16 protein-coding genes and 2 tRNA genes are annotated in these 22,598 nt (G+C 59.0%); 3 read left to right on the top strand and 15 right to left on the bottom strand.

Annotation, left to right across the window (positions count from 1 at the left end):
* Positions 1-87: 87 nt before the first annotated feature.
* The 4 genes from pheA to mtnA all read right to left on the bottom strand — a co-directional run bounded on the left by pheA (position 88) and on the right by mtnA (position 6,489).
* The gene (gene pheA / locus NA645_RS07420; RefSeq protein ID WP_256048232.1) at positions 88-1,185 is read right to left on the bottom strand and encodes a prephenate dehydratase; all 1,098 of its coding nucleotides are present in this window, start codon (positions 1,183-1,185) and stop codon (positions 88-90) included.
* Entirely contained in the window at positions 1,185-2,270 is a 1,086-nt protein-coding gene (serC, locus tag NA645_RS07415) for a 3-phosphoserine/phosphohydroxythreonine transaminase (protein ID WP_256048231.1), read from the bottom strand. Before serC ends, pheA begins: the two co-directional genes overlap by 1 nt.
* A 139-nt stretch (positions 2,271-2,409) precedes the next feature.
* Entirely contained in the window at positions 2,410-5,217 is a 2,808-nt protein-coding gene (gene gyrA, locus NA645_RS07410; protein WP_256048230.1) for a DNA gyrase subunit A, read from the bottom strand.
* Between the two features lie 195 nt (positions 5,218-5,412).
* Complete coding sequence (gene mtnA, locus NA645_RS07405) at positions 5,413-6,489, bottom strand: S-methyl-5-thioribose-1-phosphate isomerase (RefSeq protein WP_256048229.1); 1,077 nt, start codon at positions 6,487-6,489, stop codon at positions 5,413-5,415.
* Positions 6,490-6,867: 378 nt separating this feature from the next.
* Between mtnA and imuA the strand changes: the two genes are divergently transcribed.
* Genes imuA through NA645_RS07390 form a run of 3 tightly spaced genes read left to right on the top strand, consistent with a single transcriptional unit; the run spans position 6,868 to position 11,982 of the window.
* Positions 6,868-7,485, top strand: coding sequence for a translesion DNA synthesis-associated protein ImuA (gene imuA, locus NA645_RS07400; RefSeq protein WP_256048228.1), 618 nt, complete (start codon positions 6,868-6,870; stop codon positions 7,483-7,485).
* Between the two features lie 7 nt (positions 7,486-7,492).
* On the top strand, positions 7,493-8,908 hold the full coding sequence (locus NA645_RS07395; protein WP_256048227.1) for a Y-family DNA polymerase: 1,416 nt from the start codon (positions 7,493-7,495) through the stop codon (positions 8,906-8,908).
* On the top strand, positions 8,905-11,982 hold the full coding sequence (locus NA645_RS07390; protein ID WP_256048226.1) for an error-prone DNA polymerase: 3,078 nt from the start codon (positions 8,905-8,907) through the stop codon (positions 11,980-11,982). Before NA645_RS07395 ends, NA645_RS07390 begins: the two co-directional genes overlap by 4 nt.
* A gap of 634 nt (positions 11,983-12,616) precedes the next feature.
* Here NA645_RS07390 and ggt read toward each other — a convergent pair.
* From ggt to NA645_RS07335, 11 genes are all read right to left on the bottom strand, one after another.
* Positions 12,617-14,290 carry a gamma-glutamyltransferase gene (gene ggt / locus NA645_RS07385; RefSeq protein WP_256048225.1) on the bottom strand — a complete coding sequence of 558 codons (1,674 nt, stop codon included), beginning with the start codon at positions 14,288-14,290 and terminating at the stop codon, positions 12,617-12,619.
* A 453-nt stretch (positions 14,291-14,743) separates the two neighbouring features.
* Positions 14,744-14,820, bottom strand: a tRNA-Pro gene (locus NA645_RS07380).
* A gap of 83 nt (positions 14,821-14,903) precedes the next feature.
* Positions 14,904-15,260, bottom strand: a complete 357-nt coding sequence (locus NA645_RS07375; protein WP_131648511.1) for a MerR family transcriptional regulator — start codon at positions 15,258-15,260, stop codon at positions 14,904-14,906.
* A complete protein-coding gene (gene ihfA / locus NA645_RS07370) occupies positions 15,241-15,543 on the bottom strand; it encodes an integration host factor subunit alpha (RefSeq protein ID WP_003282572.1) in 303 nt (100 codons plus the stop codon). The genes NA645_RS07375 and ihfA overlap by 20 nt, the downstream gene beginning before the upstream one ends.
* A gap of 3 nt (positions 15,544-15,546) precedes the next feature.
* Entirely contained in the window at positions 15,547-17,925 is a 2,379-nt protein-coding gene (pheT, locus tag NA645_RS07365) for a phenylalanine--tRNA ligase subunit beta (protein WP_256048224.1), read from the bottom strand.
* A 35-nt stretch (positions 17,926-17,960) separates the two neighbouring features.
* The gene (gene pheS, locus NA645_RS07360; protein WP_256048223.1) at positions 17,961-18,977 is read right to left on the bottom strand and encodes a phenylalanine--tRNA ligase subunit alpha; all 1,017 of its coding nucleotides are present in this window, start codon (positions 18,975-18,977) and stop codon (positions 17,961-17,963) included.
* Positions 18,978-19,144: 167 nt separating this feature from the next.
* A complete protein-coding gene (rplT, locus tag NA645_RS07355; RefSeq protein WP_131648508.1) occupies positions 19,145-19,501 on the bottom strand; it encodes a 50S ribosomal protein L20 in 357 nt (118 codons plus the stop codon).
* A 27-nt stretch (positions 19,502-19,528) separates the two neighbouring features.
* Complete coding sequence (gene rpmI / locus NA645_RS07350; RefSeq protein WP_019339386.1) at positions 19,529-19,723, bottom strand: 50S ribosomal protein L35; 195 nt, start codon at positions 19,721-19,723, stop codon at positions 19,529-19,531.
* A gap of 62 nt (positions 19,724-19,785) precedes the next feature.
* Positions 19,786-20,337 carry a translation initiation factor IF-3 gene (gene infC, locus NA645_RS07345; RefSeq protein WP_177493022.1) on the bottom strand — a complete coding sequence of 184 codons (552 nt, stop codon included), beginning with the start codon at positions 20,335-20,337 and terminating at the stop codon, positions 19,786-19,788.
* On the bottom strand, positions 20,337-22,259 hold the full coding sequence (gene thrS / locus NA645_RS07340; protein WP_256048222.1) for a threonine--tRNA ligase: 1,923 nt from the start codon (positions 22,257-22,259) through the stop codon (positions 20,337-20,339). The genes infC and thrS overlap by 1 nt, the downstream gene beginning before the upstream one ends.
* A gap of 226 nt (positions 22,260-22,485) precedes the next feature.
* Positions 22,486-22,562 (bottom strand) — tRNA-Val (locus NA645_RS07335).
* Between the last annotated feature and the right edge of the window lie 36 nt (positions 22,563-22,598).

The raw sequence follows: 22,598 nt of genomic DNA, 5'->3' as shown, positions 1-22,598 counted from the left end.
TGAAAACTTGAAGCTTGAAGCTTGAAGCTTGAAGCAATCCGCATTGCCCAAAGTTTCAGCTTCCAGCTTCCGGCTTCCAGCTGCTTATTAAAGTACCGCCTTGGGATACGACCCCAGCACCTTCAACGCCACCGCTTCACGACCGATTTTCTCCAGAACGTCCTTGATTAACGGGTCCTGATGGTGGCCGATGCAGTCGATGAAGAATACATAAGTCCATTTACCGCTGCGCGAAGGGCGGGTTTCGATCCGCGTAAGATCAATGCCGTTGGAATGGAACGGCATCAGCAGCTCATGCAGCGCGCCCGGCTTGTTGCGCATGGAGACAATGATCGAAGTCTTGTCGTCGCCGGTAGGCGGTACTTCCTGGCTACCGATGATCAGGAAGCGCGTGGAGTTGTCCGGACGGTCTTCGATCTTTTCGGCAATCTTGCTCAGGCCGTAAAGCTGAGCGGCCATGTCACCGGCGATCGCTGCGGAGTTCCACTCGCTCTTCACGCGCTTGGCCGCATCGGCATTGCTGGAAACCGCTACACGTTCAACGCTCGGATAATGGGCATCCAGCCATTTGCGACATTGCGCCAGCGACTGCGCATGCGAATAGATGCGGGTGATGCGGTCGGTCTTGGTCGTCTCACCCACCAGCAAGTGATGGTGAATACGCAGCTCGACCTCGCCGCAGATGACGATGTCGTGTTCGAGAAAGCTGTCCAGCGTGTGGTTGACGGCGCCTTCGGTGGAGTTTTCCACCGGCACCACGCCGAAGTTCACCGCACCGGCGACCACTTCTCGGAACACTTCGTCGATGGCCGCCATCGGCTTACTAACCACCGAGTGGCCAAAGTGTTTGAGCGCCGCCGCCTGCGAGAAGGTACCTTCAGGGCCGAGATAAGCGACCCGCAGCGGCTGCTCCAGCGCCAGGCATGAGGACATGATTTCGCGAAACAGGCGCGCCATTTCCTCGTTGTCCAGCGGGCCCTTGTTCAGCTCCATGATGTGTTTGAGCACCCAGGCTTCACGCTCGGGGCGATAGAACACCGCCTCCTCGCCTTCGGCCAGCGAAGCCGTTTTGACACGGGCCACGTCCTGGGCGCAACGGGCGCGCTCGCTGATTAGCTCGAGAATCTTCTCGTCGAGGCTGTCGATGCGGACGCGCAGCGCCTTCAGCCGGTCGGCATCACTCATCAGCCGTGCTCCTTCTCGAATTCGCGCATGTAGGCGACGAGCGCCTCGACGGCGTCCAGCCCGACCGCATTGTAGATGGAGGCACGCATACCGCCGACCGAGCGATGACCCTTCAAGTTGAGCAGGCCGCGCGCATCGGCCCCTGCCAGAAAGGCCTTGTCCAGTTTCTCATCGGCCAGCCTGAAGGGTACGTTCATCCAAGAGCGAGCGTTGCTGGCAATCGGGTTGGAATAGAAGTCGCTGGAGTCGATCACGCCGTAAAGCAGGTCTTTCTTGGCGCGATTGCGCTGCTCCATCGCTTCAACACCACCCTGCTCTTTCAACCAATCGAACACCAGGCCGGAGAGATACCAGGAAAAGGTTGCCGGCGTGTTGTACATGGAGCCGTTGTCAGCTGCGACCTTGTAATCGAGCATGGTCGGGCAGCTGGAACGCGCGCGACCGAGCAGATCCTCACGTACGATCACCACCACCAGACCCGACGGGCCGATGTTTTTTTGCGCACCGGCGTAGATCAGACCGAATTTCGACACATCGATGGGACGCGAGAGGATGTCCGAAGACATGTCGACCACTAACGGCGTGTCGCCCAGTTCGGGCGTCCAGTCGAACTGCAGTCCGCCGATGGTTTCGTTACTGGCGTAATGCAGATAAGCCGCGTTGTCGCTGAGCGTCCACTCGTTCTGCCCTGGAATCGCGAAATAGTCATACGGCTTGGCGCTGGCCGCGACGTTGATATGACCGAAGCGTTTGGCCTCTTCGATACCTTTGCGCGACCAGATACCCGTATCGATGTAATCGGCAACGCCATCTTCCGGCAGCAGATTCAATGGTATTTCGGCAAATTGCTGGCTGGCGCCACCCTGCAGAAACAACACCTTGTAGTTGGTGGGAATGTTCAGCAAATCGCGCAGATCCTGCTCAGCCTTCTCGGCGATGGCTGTGTATTCGTCGCTGCGGTGGCTCATTTCCATCACCGACAGGCCTCGGCCCTGCCAGTCAAGGAGTTCAGCCTGGGCTCGCTGCAGTACGGCTTCAGGGAGCGCGGCCGGACCGGCACAGAAATTAAAGGCGCGTTTGCTCATCTTCGTTCTCTCAAAACGGTCGATACCATGCTCGCTTCGCCCGTCGCCAAGGCACTCAGGTCTAGCGCTTGCAATTTTTCACCCGAAGGGATTGCTGATCGATACAGATGCGACGCCCTTGGGCGCCGCATCTGCCGAATCAGTTTTCGTCGTCGGTAGGCACTACATCAGGCGGAACGTCTCCACCCCCACCAAGCAGTTCGTCCTCGCCGGGCTCGGTGCTGACGACAGGCATTTCCTTATTCAGCGCCTCGTCATCAAGAACCGCCTCAATATCTTCCAGGACATCCTCTTCTGAGGGTTCCTGAACCCTTTCGAGACCAACCAGGTGCTCGTTCTTGCCCAGCTTGATCAACGTTACACCCTGGGTATTGCGCCCCAGCGATGAAACCTCATCGACACGCGTACGCACCAAAGTGCCCTGATCGGAAATCAGCATGATTTCCTCGCCCTGCTGCACCTGAACGGCACCGACCAGCGGACCGTTGCGTTCATTGGTCACCATGGCGATAACACCCTGACCACCGCGACCGCGACGCGGGAACTCGTCGATCACCGTGCGCTTGCCGTAGCCATTGAGGCTCGCGGTGAGGATCTGCGCATCGGGCTCGGGAATCAGCATGGAAATCAGACGCTGGCCTTCCGGCAGGCGCATGCCACGAACGCCGCGGGCGGTACGGCCCATGGTGCGAACGTGTTTCTCTTTGAAGCGAATCACCTTGCCGCCATCGGAGAACAGCATCACTTCGCGCGCACCATCGGTAACCGCAGCGGCGATCAGCGTGTCGCCCTCCTCCAGGCCGAGCGCGATCAGGCCAACGCTGCGTGGACGACTGAATTGCGAAAGCGGAGTCTTTTTGACGGTGCCCTTGGCGGTCGCCATAAAGATGTAGGTACCGGTCGGCTCGTCCACCGACTCGTCGGCGTCCTCACCGTCAAGCGACTCTTCCACTTCATCGCTTTCGCTGATGATTTCAGCGTCTTCGATATCTTCATCGCCGTTCAGTTGCTGCTGGCGCGCTGCTTCGATGTCGACCTGCAGCATCGCGGTGATGTGCTCGCCTTCGGAAAGCGGTAGCAGATTCACCAGCGGACGACCGCGCGAAGTGCGCGAGGCTTCGGGGATCTCGTAGGTCTTGAGCCAGTACACCTTGCCCTTGCTGGAGAACAGCAGCAGCGTGGTGTGGCTGTTGGCAACGAGCAAATGCTCGACGTAATCCTCTTCCTTGACCCCAGTCGCCGCCTTGCCGCGACCGCCCCGGCGCTGCGCCTGATACGCAGCCAACGGCTGGGACTTGGCGTAGCCGCCATGGGAAATCGTGACGACACGTTCTTCTTCGGTGATCAGGTCGGCCAGCGTCAGATCCAAACGCGCTTCGAGAATCTCGGTTCGACGCGCATCGCCGAACTCGGCCTTAACACCTTCCAATTCCTCGCAGATGACTTCCATCAGCCGCACCGGACTGGTCAGGATGCGGATCAGCTCGCCGATCTGGGTGAGGATTTCCTGATATTCACTGAGCAGCTTCTCGTGCTCGAGTCCCGTCAGGCGATGCAAGCGCAGGTCGAGGATGGCCTGCGCCTGCTCCGGCGACAGGTAGTAACGGCCATCGCGCAGCCCGAATTGCGGATCGAGGTCTTCCGGGCGGCAGGCATCGGCTCCGGCGCGCTCGACCATGGCTTCCACCGCACTGGATTCCCAGGCGGTAGCGATCAGCGCTTCCTTGGCTTCGGCCGGCGTCGGCGAGGCTTTGATCAGCGCGATGACCGGGTCGATATTGGACAGCGCGACCGCCTGGCCTTCGAGAATATGACCGCGTTCGCGCGCCTTGCGCAGTTCGAATACCGTGCGGCGGGTGACCACTTCGCGACGGTGGCGTACGAAGGCTTCCAGCAGCTCCTTGAGATTCAAGGTGCGCGGCTGACCGTCGACCAGCGCCACCACGTTGATACCGAACACGCTCTGCAGCTGCGTCTGAGCATAGAGATTGTTGAGGATGACTTCCGGCACTTCGCCGCGGCGCAGCTCGATCACTACGCGCATACCGTCCTTGTCGGACTCGTCGCGCAGCTCAGTGATGCCTTCGAGCTTCTTCTCCTTTACCAGCTCGGCGATCTTTTCGATCAGACGCGCCTTGTTCAGCTGATAAGGCAGCTCGGTAATGACGATCTGTTGACGACCACCAACCTTGTCGATGTCTTCGATGGTCGAGCGGGCACGCATATAAATGCGGCCGCGGCCGGTGCGATAAGCCTCGATGACCCCAGCACGGCCATTGATGATACCTGCGGTCGGGAAATCCGGACCGGGGATATGGGTCATCAGCTCATCGATGGTGATATCCGGATTGGCGATCAGCGCCAGACAGCCATCGATCACTTCGCCCAGGTTATGGGGAGGAATGTTGGTCGCCATGCCCACCGCGATACCGCTGGAGCCGTTGACCAGCAGGTTCGGGATCTTGGTCGGCATGACCGCAGGGATCTGTTCCGTGCCGTCGTAGTTCGGCACCCAGTCGACAGTTTCCTTGTGCAGATCGGCCAGCAGCTCGTGGGCCAGCTTGGCCATGCGCACTTCGGTGTATCGCATGGCCGCGGCGCTGTCGCCATCGACCGAACCGAAGTTGCCCTGGCCATCGACCAGCAGGTAGCGCAGCGAGAATGGCTGCGCCATCCGCACAATGGTGTCATAGACAGCAGAATCACCGTGGGGGTGATATTTACCAATGACGTCACCGACCACACGGGCGGATTTTTTGTACGGTTTATTCCAGTCGTTACCCAGCTCACTCATGGCAAAAAGCACACGGCGATGCACGGGCTTCAGTCCGTCGCGCGCATCCGGCAGCGCACGACCGACGATTACACTCATGGCGTAGTCGAGGTAGGACTGTTTGAGTTCGTCTTCGATATTGACCGGGAGGATTTCTTTGGCCAGTTCGCCCATGGAAGCCTGGTTCCTTATAGTCAGCAGGGTCCTGCGATTAAGCGCGGGATGGTATCACATGGCGGGAGGTCGCTGGAGGCTGGAGGCGTAACGAAGAAAGCGCTCGATCGCGCCGCCTCTCGATGGGAAAGGCACGCGCCAACCACAAAGGAACGTGCCGCCCCTAGCCTCCAGCCGCTTTAGTCATCTTGACCCTTAATGCAACCGCTTACGGCTCATCAGGGCCGCGAGTTTAGCCGCGCTTGGCCGCTCGACGACGCCCTTCTCGGTCACGATGGCATCGATGAGATCCGCCGGGGTCACATCGAATACCGGGTTGAAGGCTTCGACCTCCGCCGCCAACCGCTGGCCGTTCACTTCCAGCAACTCGCTGCCGGCGCGCTCCTCGATGGGAATGTCATCGCCAGATTCCAGCTCCATGTCGATGGTCGAACTGGGCGCCACGACCATGAACCGCACCCCGTGATGCATGGCTAGTACGGCGAGCTGATAGGTACCGATCTTGTTGGCGACGTCGCCATTAGCGGTGATCCGGTCGGCCCCGACAATCACCCAGGTGATACCTCGCGTTTTCATTAGGTGCGCGGCAGCCGAGTCGGCATTCAACGTCACCGGCACGCCTTCGCCGGCCAGCTCCCATGCGGTCAGCCTCGAACCCTGCAGCCAGGGACGGGTTTCGTCGGCATAAACACGCTCGACAAGCCCTTCCAGATGCGCAGCACGGATCACGCCGAGGGCAGTGCCGAAACCACCGGTGGCAAGCGCACCGGTATTGCAGTGGGTGAGCAGGTTTTGCGGATTGCCCTGGTGCTTGCGGATCAGGTCGACCCCGAACTGAGCCATGGTGAGATTGGCTTCGCGATCGCTGTCGTGAATGGAGGTCGCCTGGGCCTCGGCCGCTGTCAACGGGTCTTCGCCCGGTTTCAGACGGCCGAGCCGTTCGCGCATCTGATTCAATGCCCAGAACAGATTGACGGCGGTCGGACGGGAGTCGGCAAGCACCTCGAAGTCTGCTTCCAACGCCGCGCGCCAGTCACCCCCCTCGGCGAGCCGCGCCCTGAGTCCCAGAACCAGTCCATACGCCGCGCTGATCCCAATCGCTGGCGCGCCGCGCACGACCATCTCACGGATAGCCTTGGCGACAGCCGCAGCAGAATCATAGGTGTGCCATAGCTCTTCCAGCGGCAGTTTGCGCTGGTCGAGCAAACGCAACTGCCCGTCCTGCCACTCGATAGCCTTCACTTTTTCTGCGGCCAACAAGCGTTCGCGCATGGCAATCCTCTCTGTTCTTGACTGGCACCCTGGATAACCAGGGACAGAACCGGCCCGCTCATGGCTACGAGCCGGCGCATGAAAAAGCCCGGTCATCTTCGAGCCGGGCTTCAACATTCGGCATGAATATGCAGCGTCATTCGCGCTCGCACTCATACCCGGGCGCGAATCCTAATCGACTGATTTTTTCAGCACAAGCAAAGCTCATCTGCCGCACTCGATACGGACGAATGCAGTGATCAGTGGCATTAGGCCGCTGGCGGCTGCGAGCTGGATTCAGTTTTAGATTTGAAAAAACATTCTTCATCGTTTCACCTTGACCTGTAGTCAGCAGCCAGAATACTGTATCAATATACAGTATTGGGATTATTCACTGCCATGACGTCCGTGGTCGCCCTCAACCACCTGATCGATACGCGCCAGCTCTGGCGCGGCCAGACCAAAGCCCTTACACATAACGCCCAGCCAACCGGGCATGCTGCGCTGGATGACGTATTACCCGGCGGCGGCTGGCCTGAATCGGCATTGAGCGAGATTCTCTTCGCCACTATCGGAATCGGCGAGTTACGCCTGCTTTGGCCTACCCTGGCGCGCCTCACCGCCGCTGGCGAGCGCGTAGTGCTGGTGGCCCCGCCCTATGTGCCTTATCCCCAAGCTTGGCTGGCTGCCGGCATAGATCTGCGTCAGCTGTTCATTATCAACGCACGGGGCCGTGACGCCTTGTGGGCTACCGAACAATGCCTGCGCTCGGGCAGTTGCGGTGCGGTGTTGTGCTGGCCGCAACAGGTCGATGATCGCGCTCTGCGACGCCTGCAGGTCGCGGCCGAAACAGGCCAGACATTGGCCTTCGCCTATCGTCCGCTACGCGAAGAGGTCAATCCGTCCCCGGCGGCGCTGCGCCTGGCTGTCGAAAACCGACCGGCGCAACTGCGCGTCCTCAAGTGCCGCGGCGGCCTGACCAGAACGCTCCCCATTTCTGCCGCGGCGTTGGGCTGAGGTCAGCATGCTGTGGGTCTGCATATTGCTACCTCAACTGGCCATGGACGGCGTGCTGCGAAGCCGAGCCGATGCTGAATCGCCGCTGGCGCTCTTGAGCGGCACACCACAACGCCGCGTGCTGCAGGCAGTCAATCCCGCTGCACGGGCTCTCGGCCTCAAGCCAGGACAATCGTTAATCGCCGCCCAAGCACTGACCCGCGCCTTCGCCACGGCTGAATATGACCTGGCGTCGATCGAGCGCTGGCAACAATTTCTCGCCGCCTGGGCCTACGGCTATAGCTCGCAGGTCAGCCTGCACTATCCGCGTTGCCTGCTTTTGGAAGTGCAATCCAGTCTCGGCCTGTTCGGGCCCTGGCCTCGTTTGGAGATACGCTTACGCGAAGAATTGAATACGCTGGGTTTTCAGCATCGCATTACCCTGGCGCCGAACCCTGCCGCCGCGCGAGTCTTGGCAAACGCGCATGACGGTCTGGCGGTGATGGATACCGAAACGCTGCCTGGCGTGCTCGCTGCATTGCCAGTAGAGCGCATCGGGTTGCCCCGTGAAGTGGCGACTGCCCTTGGACGCATGGGTCTGCGAACACTGAAGCAGATCCTTGAAATGCCTCGACATGGCCTGGCGCAGCGCTTTCCGACCGGCGCGCTGAAACACATCGACACCCTGCTCGGCCATCAGCCATTGGCGCTGGACTTCCATCGACCGCCAGACGTGTTCGAGGCTCGACTCGAGCTGAACTTCGAAGTCGAGTCGCATCAGGCATTGCTATTCCCGCTGCGCCGCCTGACAGCCGATCTCGCCGCCTATCTGGCCGGACGCGACAGTGGCGTGCAGCGCTTCGCCTTGCACCTGGAACACCGCAACCTGGCGGACAGTCAAGTGCCGGTCGGCCTGCTTAGCGCCGAGCGTGATCCGGCCATGTTGTTCGAATTGTCCCGTGGACGTCTGGAGAATCTGCAATTGCCGGCCCCGGTATTGGCGATACGCCTGATAGCGCGCGAGCTACCGGCCTTCACCCCAAAGCACCGCGAATTGTTCGATGAACGGCCACATCAATCACTACCCTGGGAACAGCTGCGCGAACGTCTGCGGGCCCGGCTGGGTGACGATGCCGTTCAAGGACTCGGGGCTCGCTACGACCATCGCCCCGAGTGTGCCTGGCGATCGCAGCACGCTGACCGGAACGAACCTTCATTCAGCACCGCTCCACGCCCCAGCTGGCTGTTGGCCGAATCGAAGCCGTTGCACGAAGCCTCATTGCGCATTCTCGCTGGCCCCGAGCGAATCGAGTCCGGCTGGTGGGACGGCAGCGACGTGCGCCGCGACTATTATCTGGTGGAAACCCGTGCCGGCCAACGCGGCTGGGCTTTTCGTTCGATAACGGATGGAGGGCCGCTGTTGCTGCACGGCTGGTTCGCATGACAGCCGATTACGCCGAACTGCACTGCCTGTCCAATTTCAGCTTCCAGCGGGGCGCCTCCAGTGCCCGCGAATTGTTCGAGCGCGCCGCCCGACTTGGCTACCGAGCACTGGCCATTACCGACGAATGCACCCTGGCTGGCATCGTGCGTGCCTGGCAAGCCTCGAAGGAGGTTGGCCTGCCTCTGATCATCGGCAGCGAGGTCCAGATCGAGGGAGGACCAAAGCTGGTCTTGCTGGCGGAAAACCTGGCCGGCTACCAGGCGCTATGCCGGCTGATCACTCGCGCCCGACGCCGCGCCGAGAAAGGCTGTTATCAACTGCTGCCCGAAGATTTGAGCGAGCCATTGGACGGGCTGCTGGCTATCTGGCTCGCCAAACAAGCTAACGCTGATGCTGAGGGCCGCTGGTTGCACGAGCGCTTCGGCGATCGCCTCTGGCTGGGTATCGAACTGCACCGCGGGCCGGACGACAGGTTGCGCCTGGAACAATGGCAGGCGCTGGCTGCGCGCTTGAACATACCTGCAGTAGCTTGCGGCGATGTACACATGCACGCGCGCGGCCGTCGCGCCCTGCAGGATTGCATGACTGCGATTCGCCACCATCTGCCGGTATCCGAAGCAGGACGCCATCTGTTTCCTAATGGCGAACGCCACCTGCGCCAACGCGAAGATCTGGCGCAGCTCTATCCACCCGAGCTGCTCGCCGAGACGCTGCGCATTGCCGAGCGGTGCCAGTTCGCTCTTGACCAATTGCGCTATCAATACCCCCACGAACTGGTGCCCGCAGGCCACAACGCCACGTCCTGGCTGCGCGAGCTGGTGGAAGACGGCATCCGCTGGCGCTGGCCAGAAGGCGTAACGGCGAAAGCCCGCGCACAGCTCGAGCACGAGCTGCAACTGATCGCTGAACTGGAGTACGAAAGTTACTTCCTCACGGTACACGACCTCGTTCGCTTTGCTCGTGAGCGCGGCATTCTCTGCCAAGGTCGAGGTTCGGCAGCCAACTCGACGGTGTGTTTCGTGCTAGGCATCACCGAACTCGATCCAGCGCATACCAAGCTGCTATTCGAACGCTTCCTCTCACGCGAACGCAAGGAGCCGCCTGATATCGACGTCGACTTCGAGCATGATCGTCGCGAGGAAGTCATCCAATACGTATTCCGCCGCTACGGTCGTGATCGCGCCGCGCTGACGGCCGTAGCCAGCACTTACCACGCCACGGGAGCATTGCGTGACGTGGCCAAGGCACTCAGCCTGCCGTCTGATCAAGTCAATGCACTGGCCGATTGCTGTGGACGTTGGAGCGATCGAGTTCCCGACGACGAGCGCCTGCGCGAAGCCGGTTTCGATCCCGACAGTCCGGTGCTGCGCCGGGTATTGGTGCTGACTGGCGAATTGATCGGCTTCCCCCGTCACCTGTCCCAACATCCAGGCGGCTTCGTTATTTCCGAGCATTCACTGGAAACGCTGGTGCCCGTCGAAAATGCCAGCATGGCCGAACGCACCGTGATCCAGTGGGACAAGGACGATCTCGATCTGGTCGGCCTGCTCAAGGTCGATGTACTCGCCCTCGGCATGCTCAGTGCCCTACGCCGCTGCTTCAACCTGATCGAACACTATCGCGGCACGCGCTGGACCATAGCCACCCTGCCCCAGGAAGACAGTGCAACCTACGACATGATCAGCCGCGCCGATACCGTCGGTGTATTCCAAATCGAATCGCGGGCACAGATGGCGATGTTGCCGCGGCTGCGCCCCAGAACCTTTTACGACTTGGTGATCCAGGTCGCCATCGTGCGGCCGGGGCCGATTCAGGGCGACATGGTTCATCCCTACCTGCGTCGGCGCAATCGCGAGGAACCCGAGGACTATCCTTCCGAAGAACTAAAGCCTGTTTTCGAACGCACCCTCGGCGTACCCCTGTTTCAAGAGCAGGTGATGGAGCTGGCGATCGTAGCCGCCGAATACACCCCCGATGAAGCCGACAGACTCCGCCGCGCAATGGCCGCCTGGAAGCGCCATGGCAGCCTGGAGCCGCATCGCGTACGGCTGACCGAACGCATGCTTGCCCGTGGCTACAAATCTGAATTCATCGCTCGCATCTTCGAGCAGATCAAAGGATTCGGCAGCTACGGCTTTCCCGAATCCCATGCCGCCAGTTTCGCCCTGCTCACCTATGCCAGCTGCTGGCTGAAATGTCATGAGCCAGCCGCCTATGCCTGCGCGCTGATTAACAGCTGGCCGATGGGTTTCTACAATCCCGACCAGATTCTTCAGGATGCCCGCCGGCATAAGCTGGAGATCCGGCCCGTAGATGTCCATCACAGCGATTGGGATTGCAGCCTGGAGCCGAGCGACAGCGAGCAACCTGCGATTCGTCTGGGCTTGCGCTTGGTACGTGGTTTTCGCGAAGTGGATGCACAACGCATCGAGGAGGCCCGTCAGGCTCGGCCCTTTACTGACATCCATGACCTATGCACGCGTGCCAGGCTGGATATCCGTGCTCGCGAGCACCTAGCCGATTCAGGCGCCCTGAGAGGCCTCGCGGGGCATCGCCATCGAGCCCGCTGGGCGGTGGCTGGGTACGAGCCACAACTGCCGCTATTCGCAGGTCAATCCACGCAGCAGGAAGTCCCGGTCCCTTTACCGCTGCCCACGGTCGGCGAAGATCTGCTGACCGACTACGCCACGCTCGGCACTACGCTTGGCCCGCACCCGTTGGCGCTGCTACGTGATCAGTTGAGAGCAAAGCGCTGCCGCAGCTCTCGCGAGCTGGTCACCATAGAGCATGGCCGCCCTATCAGCGTTGCCGGCCTGGTCATCGGTCGCCAACGCCCACAAACCGCCAGCGGAATTATCTTCGTCACGCTGGAGGACGAGTTCGGCATGATCAACGTCGTAGTCTGGCGCGACCTGGCAGAGCGCCAACGGCGCGTATTGATCCAGTCGCAGATGCTGCGAATCGATGGTCACCTGGAGTCGGCTAACGGAGTACGCCATGTCATTGCCGGACGCTTAAACGACCTTACGGCGTTACTGACAGGGCTGGATGTACGTAGTCGAGATTTTCAGTGACACGCGGCGTTCGAAGTGCACATCAAGACCGTAACCGAGCAGAAGCTTCAACGATTGGCTCGCTACGCCAAAATCAGCAAATACGTTCCGCCAGCCTTGATCTAACCCCGGCCACATCGACCTCGCCGATCATCGCACCCGGCGTATTCCCAAGGCATAGATGCAAGCTTGGAAGGCCGGGTTCGCTTCGCGATCCAATCAGGGAAGCGGGTTACCGAGACCAGGCTCGTTCGGGTCATAAATATTTGGCTCGCTACCGCTAGAGGTATCTGAATCCGGCACACCAGCCGGCTGTTCAGCCGGATTTCCGTGATTGCTAGGACCTCTTTGCACGTCTGGATTATCAGTAATGAAATCCGGCTCAGGGGAATGACTCGGGTTCTGACTTTGCCCTGGGACCGGCTGCTGATCATGGGGCCTGTCGAGTGGATCAATGCTCATGGCGCTATCTCCGGTTGAGTTTGATGGCTCTTACGTTTGAGATAACACAACCATGTTCGTGCAGTCCGCACGTCGACTAATACGGCACATGGCTTCGTGAAACTGTTCTGACTGTATCGAGCCGGCAGCCCCTTAGCACAAGGCGGGCCGAGTGCCGAGTCGCGAAACGAAGCCACAAGGCTCGACTCAACCATCAGCGTCTAACGACTATCCCAACGCCTCGACCACGAGGGTCCGACGCGGTCTGCAGGGTTTTTTCATCCACCCGTATCGCCTGGATATCCCCCATCGACCAGCCCTGATCTTCAAGTATGTAGCCCATGGCCTTCAGTTCGTCCGCAACCTCGCCCGTCAGCGGTGCGTAGGCGTCGTAATAAATAGTGTCCTTGGGCAGCAGCTGATGATGTACGCGCTGTGCGGCCACGGCTTTCTCCAGGGGAAGACCGAAGTCATAGACGTTGTTCAGCACTTGGAAGATGGACGTGAATATCCGCGAGCCGCCAGGGGTACCGAGCACCAGGCTGACCTCTCCATCACGCGTGACGATGCTCGGGCTCATGGAAGAAAGCATGCGCTTGCCCGGCTCGATGGCGTTGGCATCACTGCCAACCACGCCGAAGGCATTTGCAACGCCCGGCTTTGCGCTGAAATCATCCATCTCATCGTTGAGCAGAAACCCAGCCCCCTGGACCACCACCCCGCTGCCGAAGTCCCAGTTCAGCGTGTAGGTATTGCTGACCGCATTACCATCGGCATCGACGATCGAGAAGTGAGTGGTTTGCCGCGGTTCCAAGCCAGGACGCACCTTTTCGGTCGCAGAGATGGCCGAAGGGTTGATCTCGGCCGCGCGCTGCTCCAGGTAATCAGGGGCGATCAGCTGCGCTACCGGCACGTCGGAAAAGTCCGGGTCGCCAAGGTAATCGGCACGGTCGGCAAAGACCCTCTTCTCGATTTCCGCCAACAAATGGATGTAACGTGCCGAGTTCAGCTCAACTCCCTTGAAATCTTCGGCGCGCCGTTCCTTGATGCCAATTAGCTGGGCAAGCGCGATGCCGCCAGAGCTGGGCAGCGGCGCGGTGTAGAGACTGTTGCCCCGCCAGTCAACGCGCATCGGCTCGCGCCACTTGATGCGGTAGTCGGCCAAGTCCTCTTTGGTGATAAGCCCGTCGTCACGCTGCATCTGGGCGACCAGAAGTTCGGCCGTCTTACCTTTGTAGAAGTCATCAGGCCCTCGGTCGGCGATACGTTCCAGCGTCTCGGCCAGCTCCGGCTGGCGGAAGTTGGACCCTGGACTCATGGTGCCGAAGTAGTCTTCGAAATTGGTTTTGCCGTTGAATAGCCCGATGGCGTCCTCACGGTACTGGAACTGCTGATCGGCCACCTTGAAGCCCTCCCGCGCATAGCCAACTGCAGGTGTGATCAGTTCGCTCCAGGGCAGCTTGCCAAAGCGACGATGCGCCTCCCACATGCCCAATACGGTCCCCGGAACGCCCGCTGCCTTGGCGCCGACCAAACTGAGATTCTCGATCACCTCTCCCTTGTCATCGAGGTACATGGTCTTGCTCGCTGCGTTGGGCGCGACTTCACGGTAATCCAGGAAATAGGGATTGCCGTTCATGTACAACGTCATGAATCCACCACCGCCGATATTACCGGCCTCGGGATAGGTAACGGCAAGCGTGAAGGCTGTCGCCACCGCTGCATCCACCGCGTTGCCCCCGTCCCTTAATACTTGCGCGGCGACCTTAGCGCTGTACTCGTCAGGAGCCGCGACCGCACCGCCTTCGAGGCTAGCTCCGAGGGCGGCATGACTGGTGGCGACAACCGCCACACAAAGGGTCAGTTTGTATAGATGGAGCAGATGCATAGTGACCATTCCTTCTTATTGTGATGAGAACGAGCGCCGGCTGCTTGGCAGGCGCTGGCTAATAGTCAGCTTAGAAGATAGGTAGGCACTGGGCGCCGCTCGCTGCAGACAGCTGTCGGAACCGTCCGTTATGCGGATGCTAGTAGACAATCGGGCAAGACCGGAGAGGTGTCACGCCCGGACATCCCTACGGCAATCCCGACGAGCGCCGCAACGCTACGCCTGTTCTCCATGTGAAAGGAGAATGTGTACCGGAGGAAGAAAGAAGGGTTCTGCTGGGCGAGTCACTACTGGTCCAGCTGGTTGCGGCCGCCAATAAGATCTCTGCCACCGACTCACGCGCACTCGCTCGATTCTAAGAGTAGGCAGGATACGAAAAAGCCGGTTGACTCGGAAATTACTAAGGACAAAAACAACAAAGCCACCCGAAGGCGGCTAAGTTATTGAAGTATATGGTCGGGACGGAGTGATTCGAACACTCGACCCCTTGCACCCCATGCAAGTGCGCTACCAGGCTGCGCTACGCCCCGACTGTTGCCATCAGCACTGCTGAAAGCGGATCGAACTATACATTAAGCATCTGAATATGTGAAAGTTTTTTGTGCAGGAGCACTTAATTCTTAAGGAGTTGAAGCACATCCTCAAGTTCGGTAATCACTTGCCGGATCAGTTGTTTGTACTGAGTGGTGTCGTCTCGGGCCTCATCACCAGACATTCGCTGACGAGCCCCACCGATAGTGAATCCCTGTTCGTAAAGCAGCGACCGGATTTGCCGAATCAAGAGGACGTCCTGACGCTGGTAATAACGTCGGTTGCCTCGCCGCTTCACCGGGTTCAGCTGGGGGAATTCCTGCTCCCAATAGCGCAGCACGTGTGGTTTGACCGCACATAGCTCACTTACCTCACCGATAGTGAAGTAGCGCTTGCCAGGTATCGTCGGCAATTCGTCGTTATGACTTGGTTCCAGCATACGCTTCGACTCTGGCTTTTAATTTTTGGCCTGGCCGGAATGTCACGACACGACGCGCCGTGATTGGGATTTCCTCGCCGGTTTTCGGATTACGCCCAGGGCGCTGTCGCTTATCGCGCAAGTCAAAGTTGCCGAAACCGGACAACTTTACCTGTTCGTTATGCTCGAGCGCCTGACGGATTTCCTCGAAAAACAGCTCGACCAACTCCTTGGCCTCGCGCTTATTCAAGCCTAGCTCTTCATATAGACGTTCCGCCATTTCAGCTTTCGTCAGAGCCCCCATACGCTATTTCCTTAACGTGGCGTTGAACCTTTCTTCCAGGGAGGAGAGGATTTGCTGCATCGCACCACTCACCTCGTCGTCGTTTAGAGTGCGCGAAGGGTGTTGCCAGGTCAAGCCGACTGCCACACTTTTGCTAAGGGGATCAATACCTTTACCCTGATACACATCAAATAGCTTGAGGTCTGTCAGGTTCTCGCCCGCCGCGTCACGGATGCACCGCAGCAGGTTGTCAGCCGATACGTCTTGTGCCACCAGAACCGCGAGATCACGTCGCACCTCGGGGAAGCGGGAGAGCTCGTTGAAACGCGGCAAACGTCCTTCGCTGATCTCAGCAACCAACAATTCGAAAAGGTAGACGGGCTGATCGATACCCAGAGTGGCGGCCAGCTCTGGATGAAGGCCGCCAATGTAACCAACCGGGCGTCCGCCTCGTTCAATCCGAGCGGTCTGCCCCGGATGCAAAGCAGGATGCTCAGCCGCAACGAAATCATACGCAGAGGCATCCCCGGCATGTCCGAGCAGAGCTTCGACATCGGCTTTCATGTCATAGAAATCGACCGCAGCCCGTTCGTTGCTCCAGCCCACCGGCAGACGGCTGCCGGTAATGACGCCTGCCAGCATCGGCTCCTGTTTCAGCTGACCGAGTTGGCCGACGAAACGCAGTCCACTTTCGAACAAACGCACCCGAGTTTGCTGACGATTGAGATTGTACTGCAGGGCCTTGATCAAACCCGGCCAAAGCGTCTCGCGCATGGCAGCCATGTCCGAAGATATCGGATTGGCCAGCCGCAGCGGTTCGACACCAGGACTGAAAAGCTCGAATAACTTCGGGTCTATGAAGCTGTAGGTAATCGCTTCCTGGTAGCCACGCGCAACCAGTAGACGGCGCAACGCTGGCAATTCCGCACGGGCTTCGGGGCGGGCCTCTGGGGCCAGTCGCGCCTGCGGATAACGCACCGGAAGACGATCGTAACCATACAGGCGCCCCAGCTCTTCGATGAGATCTACTTCAAGGCTGATATCGAAACGATGACTGGGCACGCTGACTACCCAGCAGCCCCGTGACTGTTCCACGACGCCTAGGCCGAGAGCGGACAGCAGCGAGACGACCTGCTCTCCCGCCATCTCCAGACCGAGCATTTGCTCGATACGCTGCGCGCGCAGCAGGATCGGAGCGACTTTCGGCAGATCGGCTTCGCTGGCGACTTCGATCACTGGGCCGGCGCTGCCTCCAACTATTTGAAGCAGCAGTGTCGTGGCACGCTCCATAGCTGCCTGCGCAAGCTGTGAATCGACACCGCGCTCGTAACGATGCGATGCATCTGTATGCAAACCGTAAGAGCGTGCCTTGCCCGCAAGGGCAATGGTGTCGAAGAACGCGCTTTCAAGGAACAGATCCTGCGTCGAGGCGCTTACACCGCTGTGCTCACCACCCATTACACCCGCAATCGCGAGGGCACGCTGGTGATCAGCGATGACCAGCGTATCGGCACGCAGGGTCACTTCCTGCCCGTCGAGCAAGACGATCTTTTCCTGCTCTTCTGCCATCCGAACCCTGATGCCACCATTGATTTCGGCAAGATCAAACGCGTGCAGCGGCTGACCCAGTTCGAGCATCACGTAGTTCGTTACGTCCACCACTGCATCAATGCTGCGGATATCGGAACGACGCAGCCGCTCGACCATCCACAGCGGAGTCGGCCGCGCCAGATCGACATTGCGAATGACACGACCGAGATAGTGAGGGCAGGCTTTCGGAGCCAGCACCTCGACCGGCCGCACCTCGTCATGAGCGGCAGCCACGGGAACAATATCGACTGGCGAAACCGACGCGGCGTAAATCGCACCCACTTCACGTGCAAGCCCGGCGATGGATAGGCAATCCCCTCGATTCGGCGTTAGGCCGATTTCGATGCTCGCATCATCGAGGCCGAGGTATTCACGCAGATCACTGCCCACCGACGCATCCGCAGCCAGCTTCATCAGCCCGCTGTCATCGGTACCAATCTGCAGTTCGGTTTCCGAACACAGCATGCCATTGGATTCGACGCCACGGAGCTTGGCCTTCTTGATCTTGAAGTCGCCCGGCAATTTAGCGCCGATCATTGCGAAGGGAATTTTCAGACCGGGGCGCACATTTGGCGCACCGCAGACCACCTGGAAGGTTTCGCTGCCATTGCTGACCTGACATACGCGCAGCTTGTCGGCGTCGGGGTGCTGTTCGGTACTAAGCACCTCCCCCACCACCACACCGCTAAATTCGCCGGCAACCGGAATGACCGCATCGACCTCTAGGCCGACCATCGACAGGCGCGCCACAAGCTCTTCACGGGAAACCTGTGGATTGACCCAAGTACGCAACCACTGCTCGCTGAATTTCATCCTGCTCTCCTGAAAATTCTTGGATGACTCTGGACCTAGCGAAACTGCGCCAGGAATCTCAAGTCGTTATCGAAGAACAGGCGTAAGTCGTTGACGCCATAACGCAGCATGGCCAGCCGCTCGGCGCCCATGCCGAAAGCGAAGCCCTGATACTTTTCCGGATCGATACCGGACATGCGCAGCACGTTCGGATGCACCATGCCGCAGCCCATCACCTCAAGCCAGCCGGTTTGCTTGCACACGCGACAACCTTTGCCGCTGCACATCACACATTGCATGTCCACTTCAGCCGACGGCTCGGTGAAGGGAAAGAATGACGGACGAAAACGAACACCCAGCGGCTTTTCGAAGAACACGCGTAGGAACTGCTCGATAGTTCCCTTCAGGTCCGCAAAGCTGATGTCTTCGTCAACGAGCAAACCTTCGACCTGATGAAACATCGGGGAATGGGTGATATCCGAATCGCATCGATAGACACGCCCCGGACAGACGATGCGGATTGGGGGCTGCTGCGATTCCATCGTACGCACCTGAACCGGTGAGGTATGGGTACGTAGCAGCATGTTCGCATTGAAGTAAAAAGTGTCATGCATCGCGCGCGCCGGATGGTGACCCGGAATATTCAATGCCTCGAAGTTGTGATAGTCATCCTCAACTTCAGGGCCCTCCGCAACGCTATAGCCTATATGGCTAAAGAACTGTTCGATCCGCTCCAGGGTGCGCGTCACCGGATGCAGCCCACCGGAGGCCTCGCCGCGGCCAGGCAACGTCACATCGATCCGCTCCGCAGCGAGCTTGGCGCTCAATGCTGCTCGATCAAGGTCGGTTTTCTTTGTGAGTAATGCGTCCTGAACCTGGCCTTTGGCCGCGTTAATCAAGGCCCCAGCCTTGGGGCGCTCTTCCGCGGACAGCTTGCCCAAGGTCTGCATGAGCAGAGTCAGCTCACCCTTCTTACCCAGGTACTGGACCCGGATCTGCTCCAGGGCATTGATGTCTTGACTATGTTGCACCGCCTCAAGCGCTTGCGAGACCAGTGCATCCAGGTTTTCCATGTACAACCTCCAGAGGTTCTTGCAGAACCGCACCAAGCGATCAGCACTCAGGCGTTACGCGACGTGCACTTTTGCAAGTGCCCCTTCAGATACGAAATAGGGGAAGAGCACAAGGCTCTTCCCCTATCGGTGACACTACGAATCCGAAGATCCGATTATCGATGGGCTTAGGCCAGAGAAGCTTTAGCTTTTTCGACAATTGCAGCAAACGCTGCTTTTTCATTCACTGCCAACTCGGCCAGAACCTTGCGGTCGATCTCGATGGCCGCTTTTTTCAAGCCAGCGATCAAACGGCTGTAAGACAGACCGTTTACACGAGCACCAGCGTTGATACGAGCGATCCACAGAGCGCGGAACTGACGCTTGCGCTGACGGCGGTCACGGTAGGCGTATTGGCCAGCCTTGATTACCGCCTGCTTGGCAACACGGAACACGCGCGAGCGAGCGCCGTAGTAACCTTTAGCGAGTTTCAGGATTTTCTTGTGACGGCGACGAGCGACGACGCCACGCTTAACACGAGCCATGAGTTATTCCTCTGAGTCTTGACCGAATTAACGAACGCGCAGCATGCGCTCTACTTTTGCGTTATCAGACGGGTGCATCAGAGATGTACCACGCAGCTGACGCTTACGCTTGGTAGACATTTTGGTCAGGATGTGGCTCTTGAAAGCGTGCTTGTGCTTGTAGCCATTTGCCGTCTTCTTGAAGCGCTTCGCAGCGCCACTTTTAGTCTTCATCTTTGGCATGTTCGGTACTCCACAGTGTGGGTGATTTCAAATAACCGCAAGGCCTGCCAGTGCCCTGGTGGTTACTTTTTCTTCTTGGGAGCGATGACCATGATCAGCTGGCGTCCTTCCATCTTTGGATGCTGTTCGACCGAACCGTATTCAGCCAGGTCAGCCTCGACCCGCTTCAACAGTTCCATCCCCAGCTCCTGATGCGCCATCTCACGACCGCGGAATCTCAACGAAACCTTGGCCCTGTCCCCGTCACTCAGGAAACGTACCAGGTTGCGTAGCTTGACCTGGTAGTCGCCCTCTTCCGTCCCTGGACGAAACTTTACTTCTTTAACCTGGATCTGCTTCTGGTTCTTCTTCGCCGCAGCGACCTGCTTCTTCTTCTCGAACAGGTGTTTACCGTAATCCATGATCCGGCATACAGGAGGAACCGCATCGGCGGAAATTTCCACCAGATCCAATTTGGCTTCTTCAGCTATACGAAGCGCTTCATCAATAGAGACGATGCCAACCTGCTCGCCATCAGCACCAATCAAACGGACCTCACGAGCCGAGATATTCTCGTTGATCGGGGCCTTGGGTGCAGCTCGTTTATCCTGTCTCATTTCACGCTTAATAGTCATTACTCCAATTCTTGGCGACCACGCCGGGAAACCGCTTGTGCCAGCAACTGGGCAAAGTCATCCAGGGGCATGGAGCCCAAATCGACGCCTTCACGGGTGCGCACAGCAACGGCTCGTGTCTCGACTTCCCTGTCTCCGATAACCAAGAGATAGGGAACCTTGAGCAAGGTATGCTCGCGGATTTTAAAGCCGATCTTTTCGTTTCTCAAGTCGGACTTGGCACGGAAGCCGCTTTGGTTGAGTGTTTTCTCCACTTCCAGAGCGAAATCGGCCTGCTTGTCGGTGATATTCATCACCACAGCTTGCGTCGGAGCCAGCCAGGCGGGGAAAGCGCCCTCGTAGTGCTCGATGAGAATACCGATAAACCGCTCGAACGAGCCGAGAATGGCACGGTGCAGCATGACCGGATGCTGGCGATCGTTGTTCTCGCTGACGTATTCGGCGCCCAGGCGGATCGGCAAATTGAAGTCCAGCTGCAGAGTGCCGCACTGCCAGACACGCCCCAGACAATCCTTCAGCGAAAACTCAATCTTCGGCCCATAAAAGGCACCCTCGCCCGGCTGCAAATCGTACGGCAGACCAGCACTGTCGAGCGCCGCCGCCAGTGCCGCTTCGGCGCGATCCCATAGCTCATCGGATCCGACACGCTTTTCTGGACGAGTCGACAGCTTCAGTTCGATATTGTCGAAGCCGAAATCCGCATAGACCGCTTGGGTCAGTTTGATGAAGGCCGCCGACTCCGACTGCATCTGCTCTTCGGTACAGAAGATATGCGCATCGTCCTGGGTGAAGCCGCGCACCCGCATGATGCCATGCAGCGCCCCCGACGGCTCGTTACGGTGACAGGCCCCGAATTCAGCCAGGCGCAGCGGCAGTTCGCGGTAGCTCTTCAAGCCCTGGTTGTACACCTGCACGTGGCACGGGCAGTTCATCGGCTTGATCGCGTAGTCGCGGCTCTCCGATTCGGTGGTGAACATGTTCTCGGCGTAGTTGGCCCAGTGTCCGGACTTCTCCCACAAACTGCGATCAACGACCTGAGGCGTGCGAATCTCCTGATAGCCGTTTTCGCGCTGCACGACACGCATGTATTGCTCAAGCACCTGATACAGCGTCCAGCCATTTGGATGCCAGAACACCATGCCCGGTGCTTCTTCCTGGGTATGGAACAGGTCCAGACGCTTGCCTATCTTGCGGTGATCGCGCTTCTCGGCTTCCTCGATACGCTGGATGTATGCCGCCAGCTGCTTCTTGTCGGCCCAGGCGGTGCCGTAGATACGCTGCAGCTGCTCGTTCTTGGCATCACCGCGCCAATAAGCACCCGACAGCTTGGTCAGCTTGAAGGACTTGAGGAAGCGCGTGTTAGGCACGTGCGGACCGCGGCACATGTCGACGTACTCTTCGTGGTAGTACAACCCCATGGCCTGCTCGTCTGGCATGTCTTCAACCAGACGCAGCTTGTAATCTTCACCGCGCGCCTGGAACACCTCGATGACTTCCTCACGGGGCGTGACCTTCTTGATCACGTCGTATTCGGTATCGATCAGCTGCTTCATGCGCTGCTCAATTGCAGCCATATCGTCCGGTGTGAAGGGGCGCTCGTAGGCGATGTCGTAATAGAACCCTTCCGCAATCACCGGCCCGATGACCATCCTAGCGGTCGGATAGAGCTGCTTGACCGCATGCCCGACCAAGTGCGCACAGGAGTGGCGAATGATCTCCAGCCCCTCCTCGTCCTTTGGCGTAATGATCTGCAGGGAAGCGTCCTGCTCGATCAGATCACAAGCATCGACGAGCCTGCCGTCGACCTTGCCGGCTACGGTTGCCTTGGCCAGCCCGGCACCAATGGACTGCGCCACTTCAGCAACGGAAACCGGATGATCGAATGAACGCTGACTGCCGTCAGGAAGAGTAACGATGGGCATGGCGCCTCCTCTCCTAGTGGTGACCCCTACCAAAGGCCACATGGGTTGGGATGAGCCAGGAAAGCGGCCTGCCGGATAACCTGCCGCACGGTGGCAGGAGCCCTAAGGCTGATCGCGGCGGACCGAAGTCACTGGAAGTACGGGAGCACGGATGCTTTCAGAAAGCCGCCGCACTGACAAGCAAGGCATAAAAAAAGGGTCGCTAGCGCGACCCTTTCTCGGAATTTGGTAGGCACAATTGGATTCGAACCAACGACCCCCACCATGTCAAGGTGGTGCTCTAACCAACTGAGCTATGTGCCTCCGATGGACGCGCATTCTAGAGATCCGCCGGAGGGA

It is taken from the genome of Stutzerimonas stutzeri (genome assembly GCF_024448955.1).
GTDB classification, from domain to species: Bacteria; Pseudomonadota; Gammaproteobacteria; order Pseudomonadales; family Pseudomonadaceae; genus Stutzerimonas; species Stutzerimonas stutzeri_AQ.
Note: the sequence above shows the minus strand (reverse complement) of the source record. Positions and strands in the feature narration are given on the sequence as shown.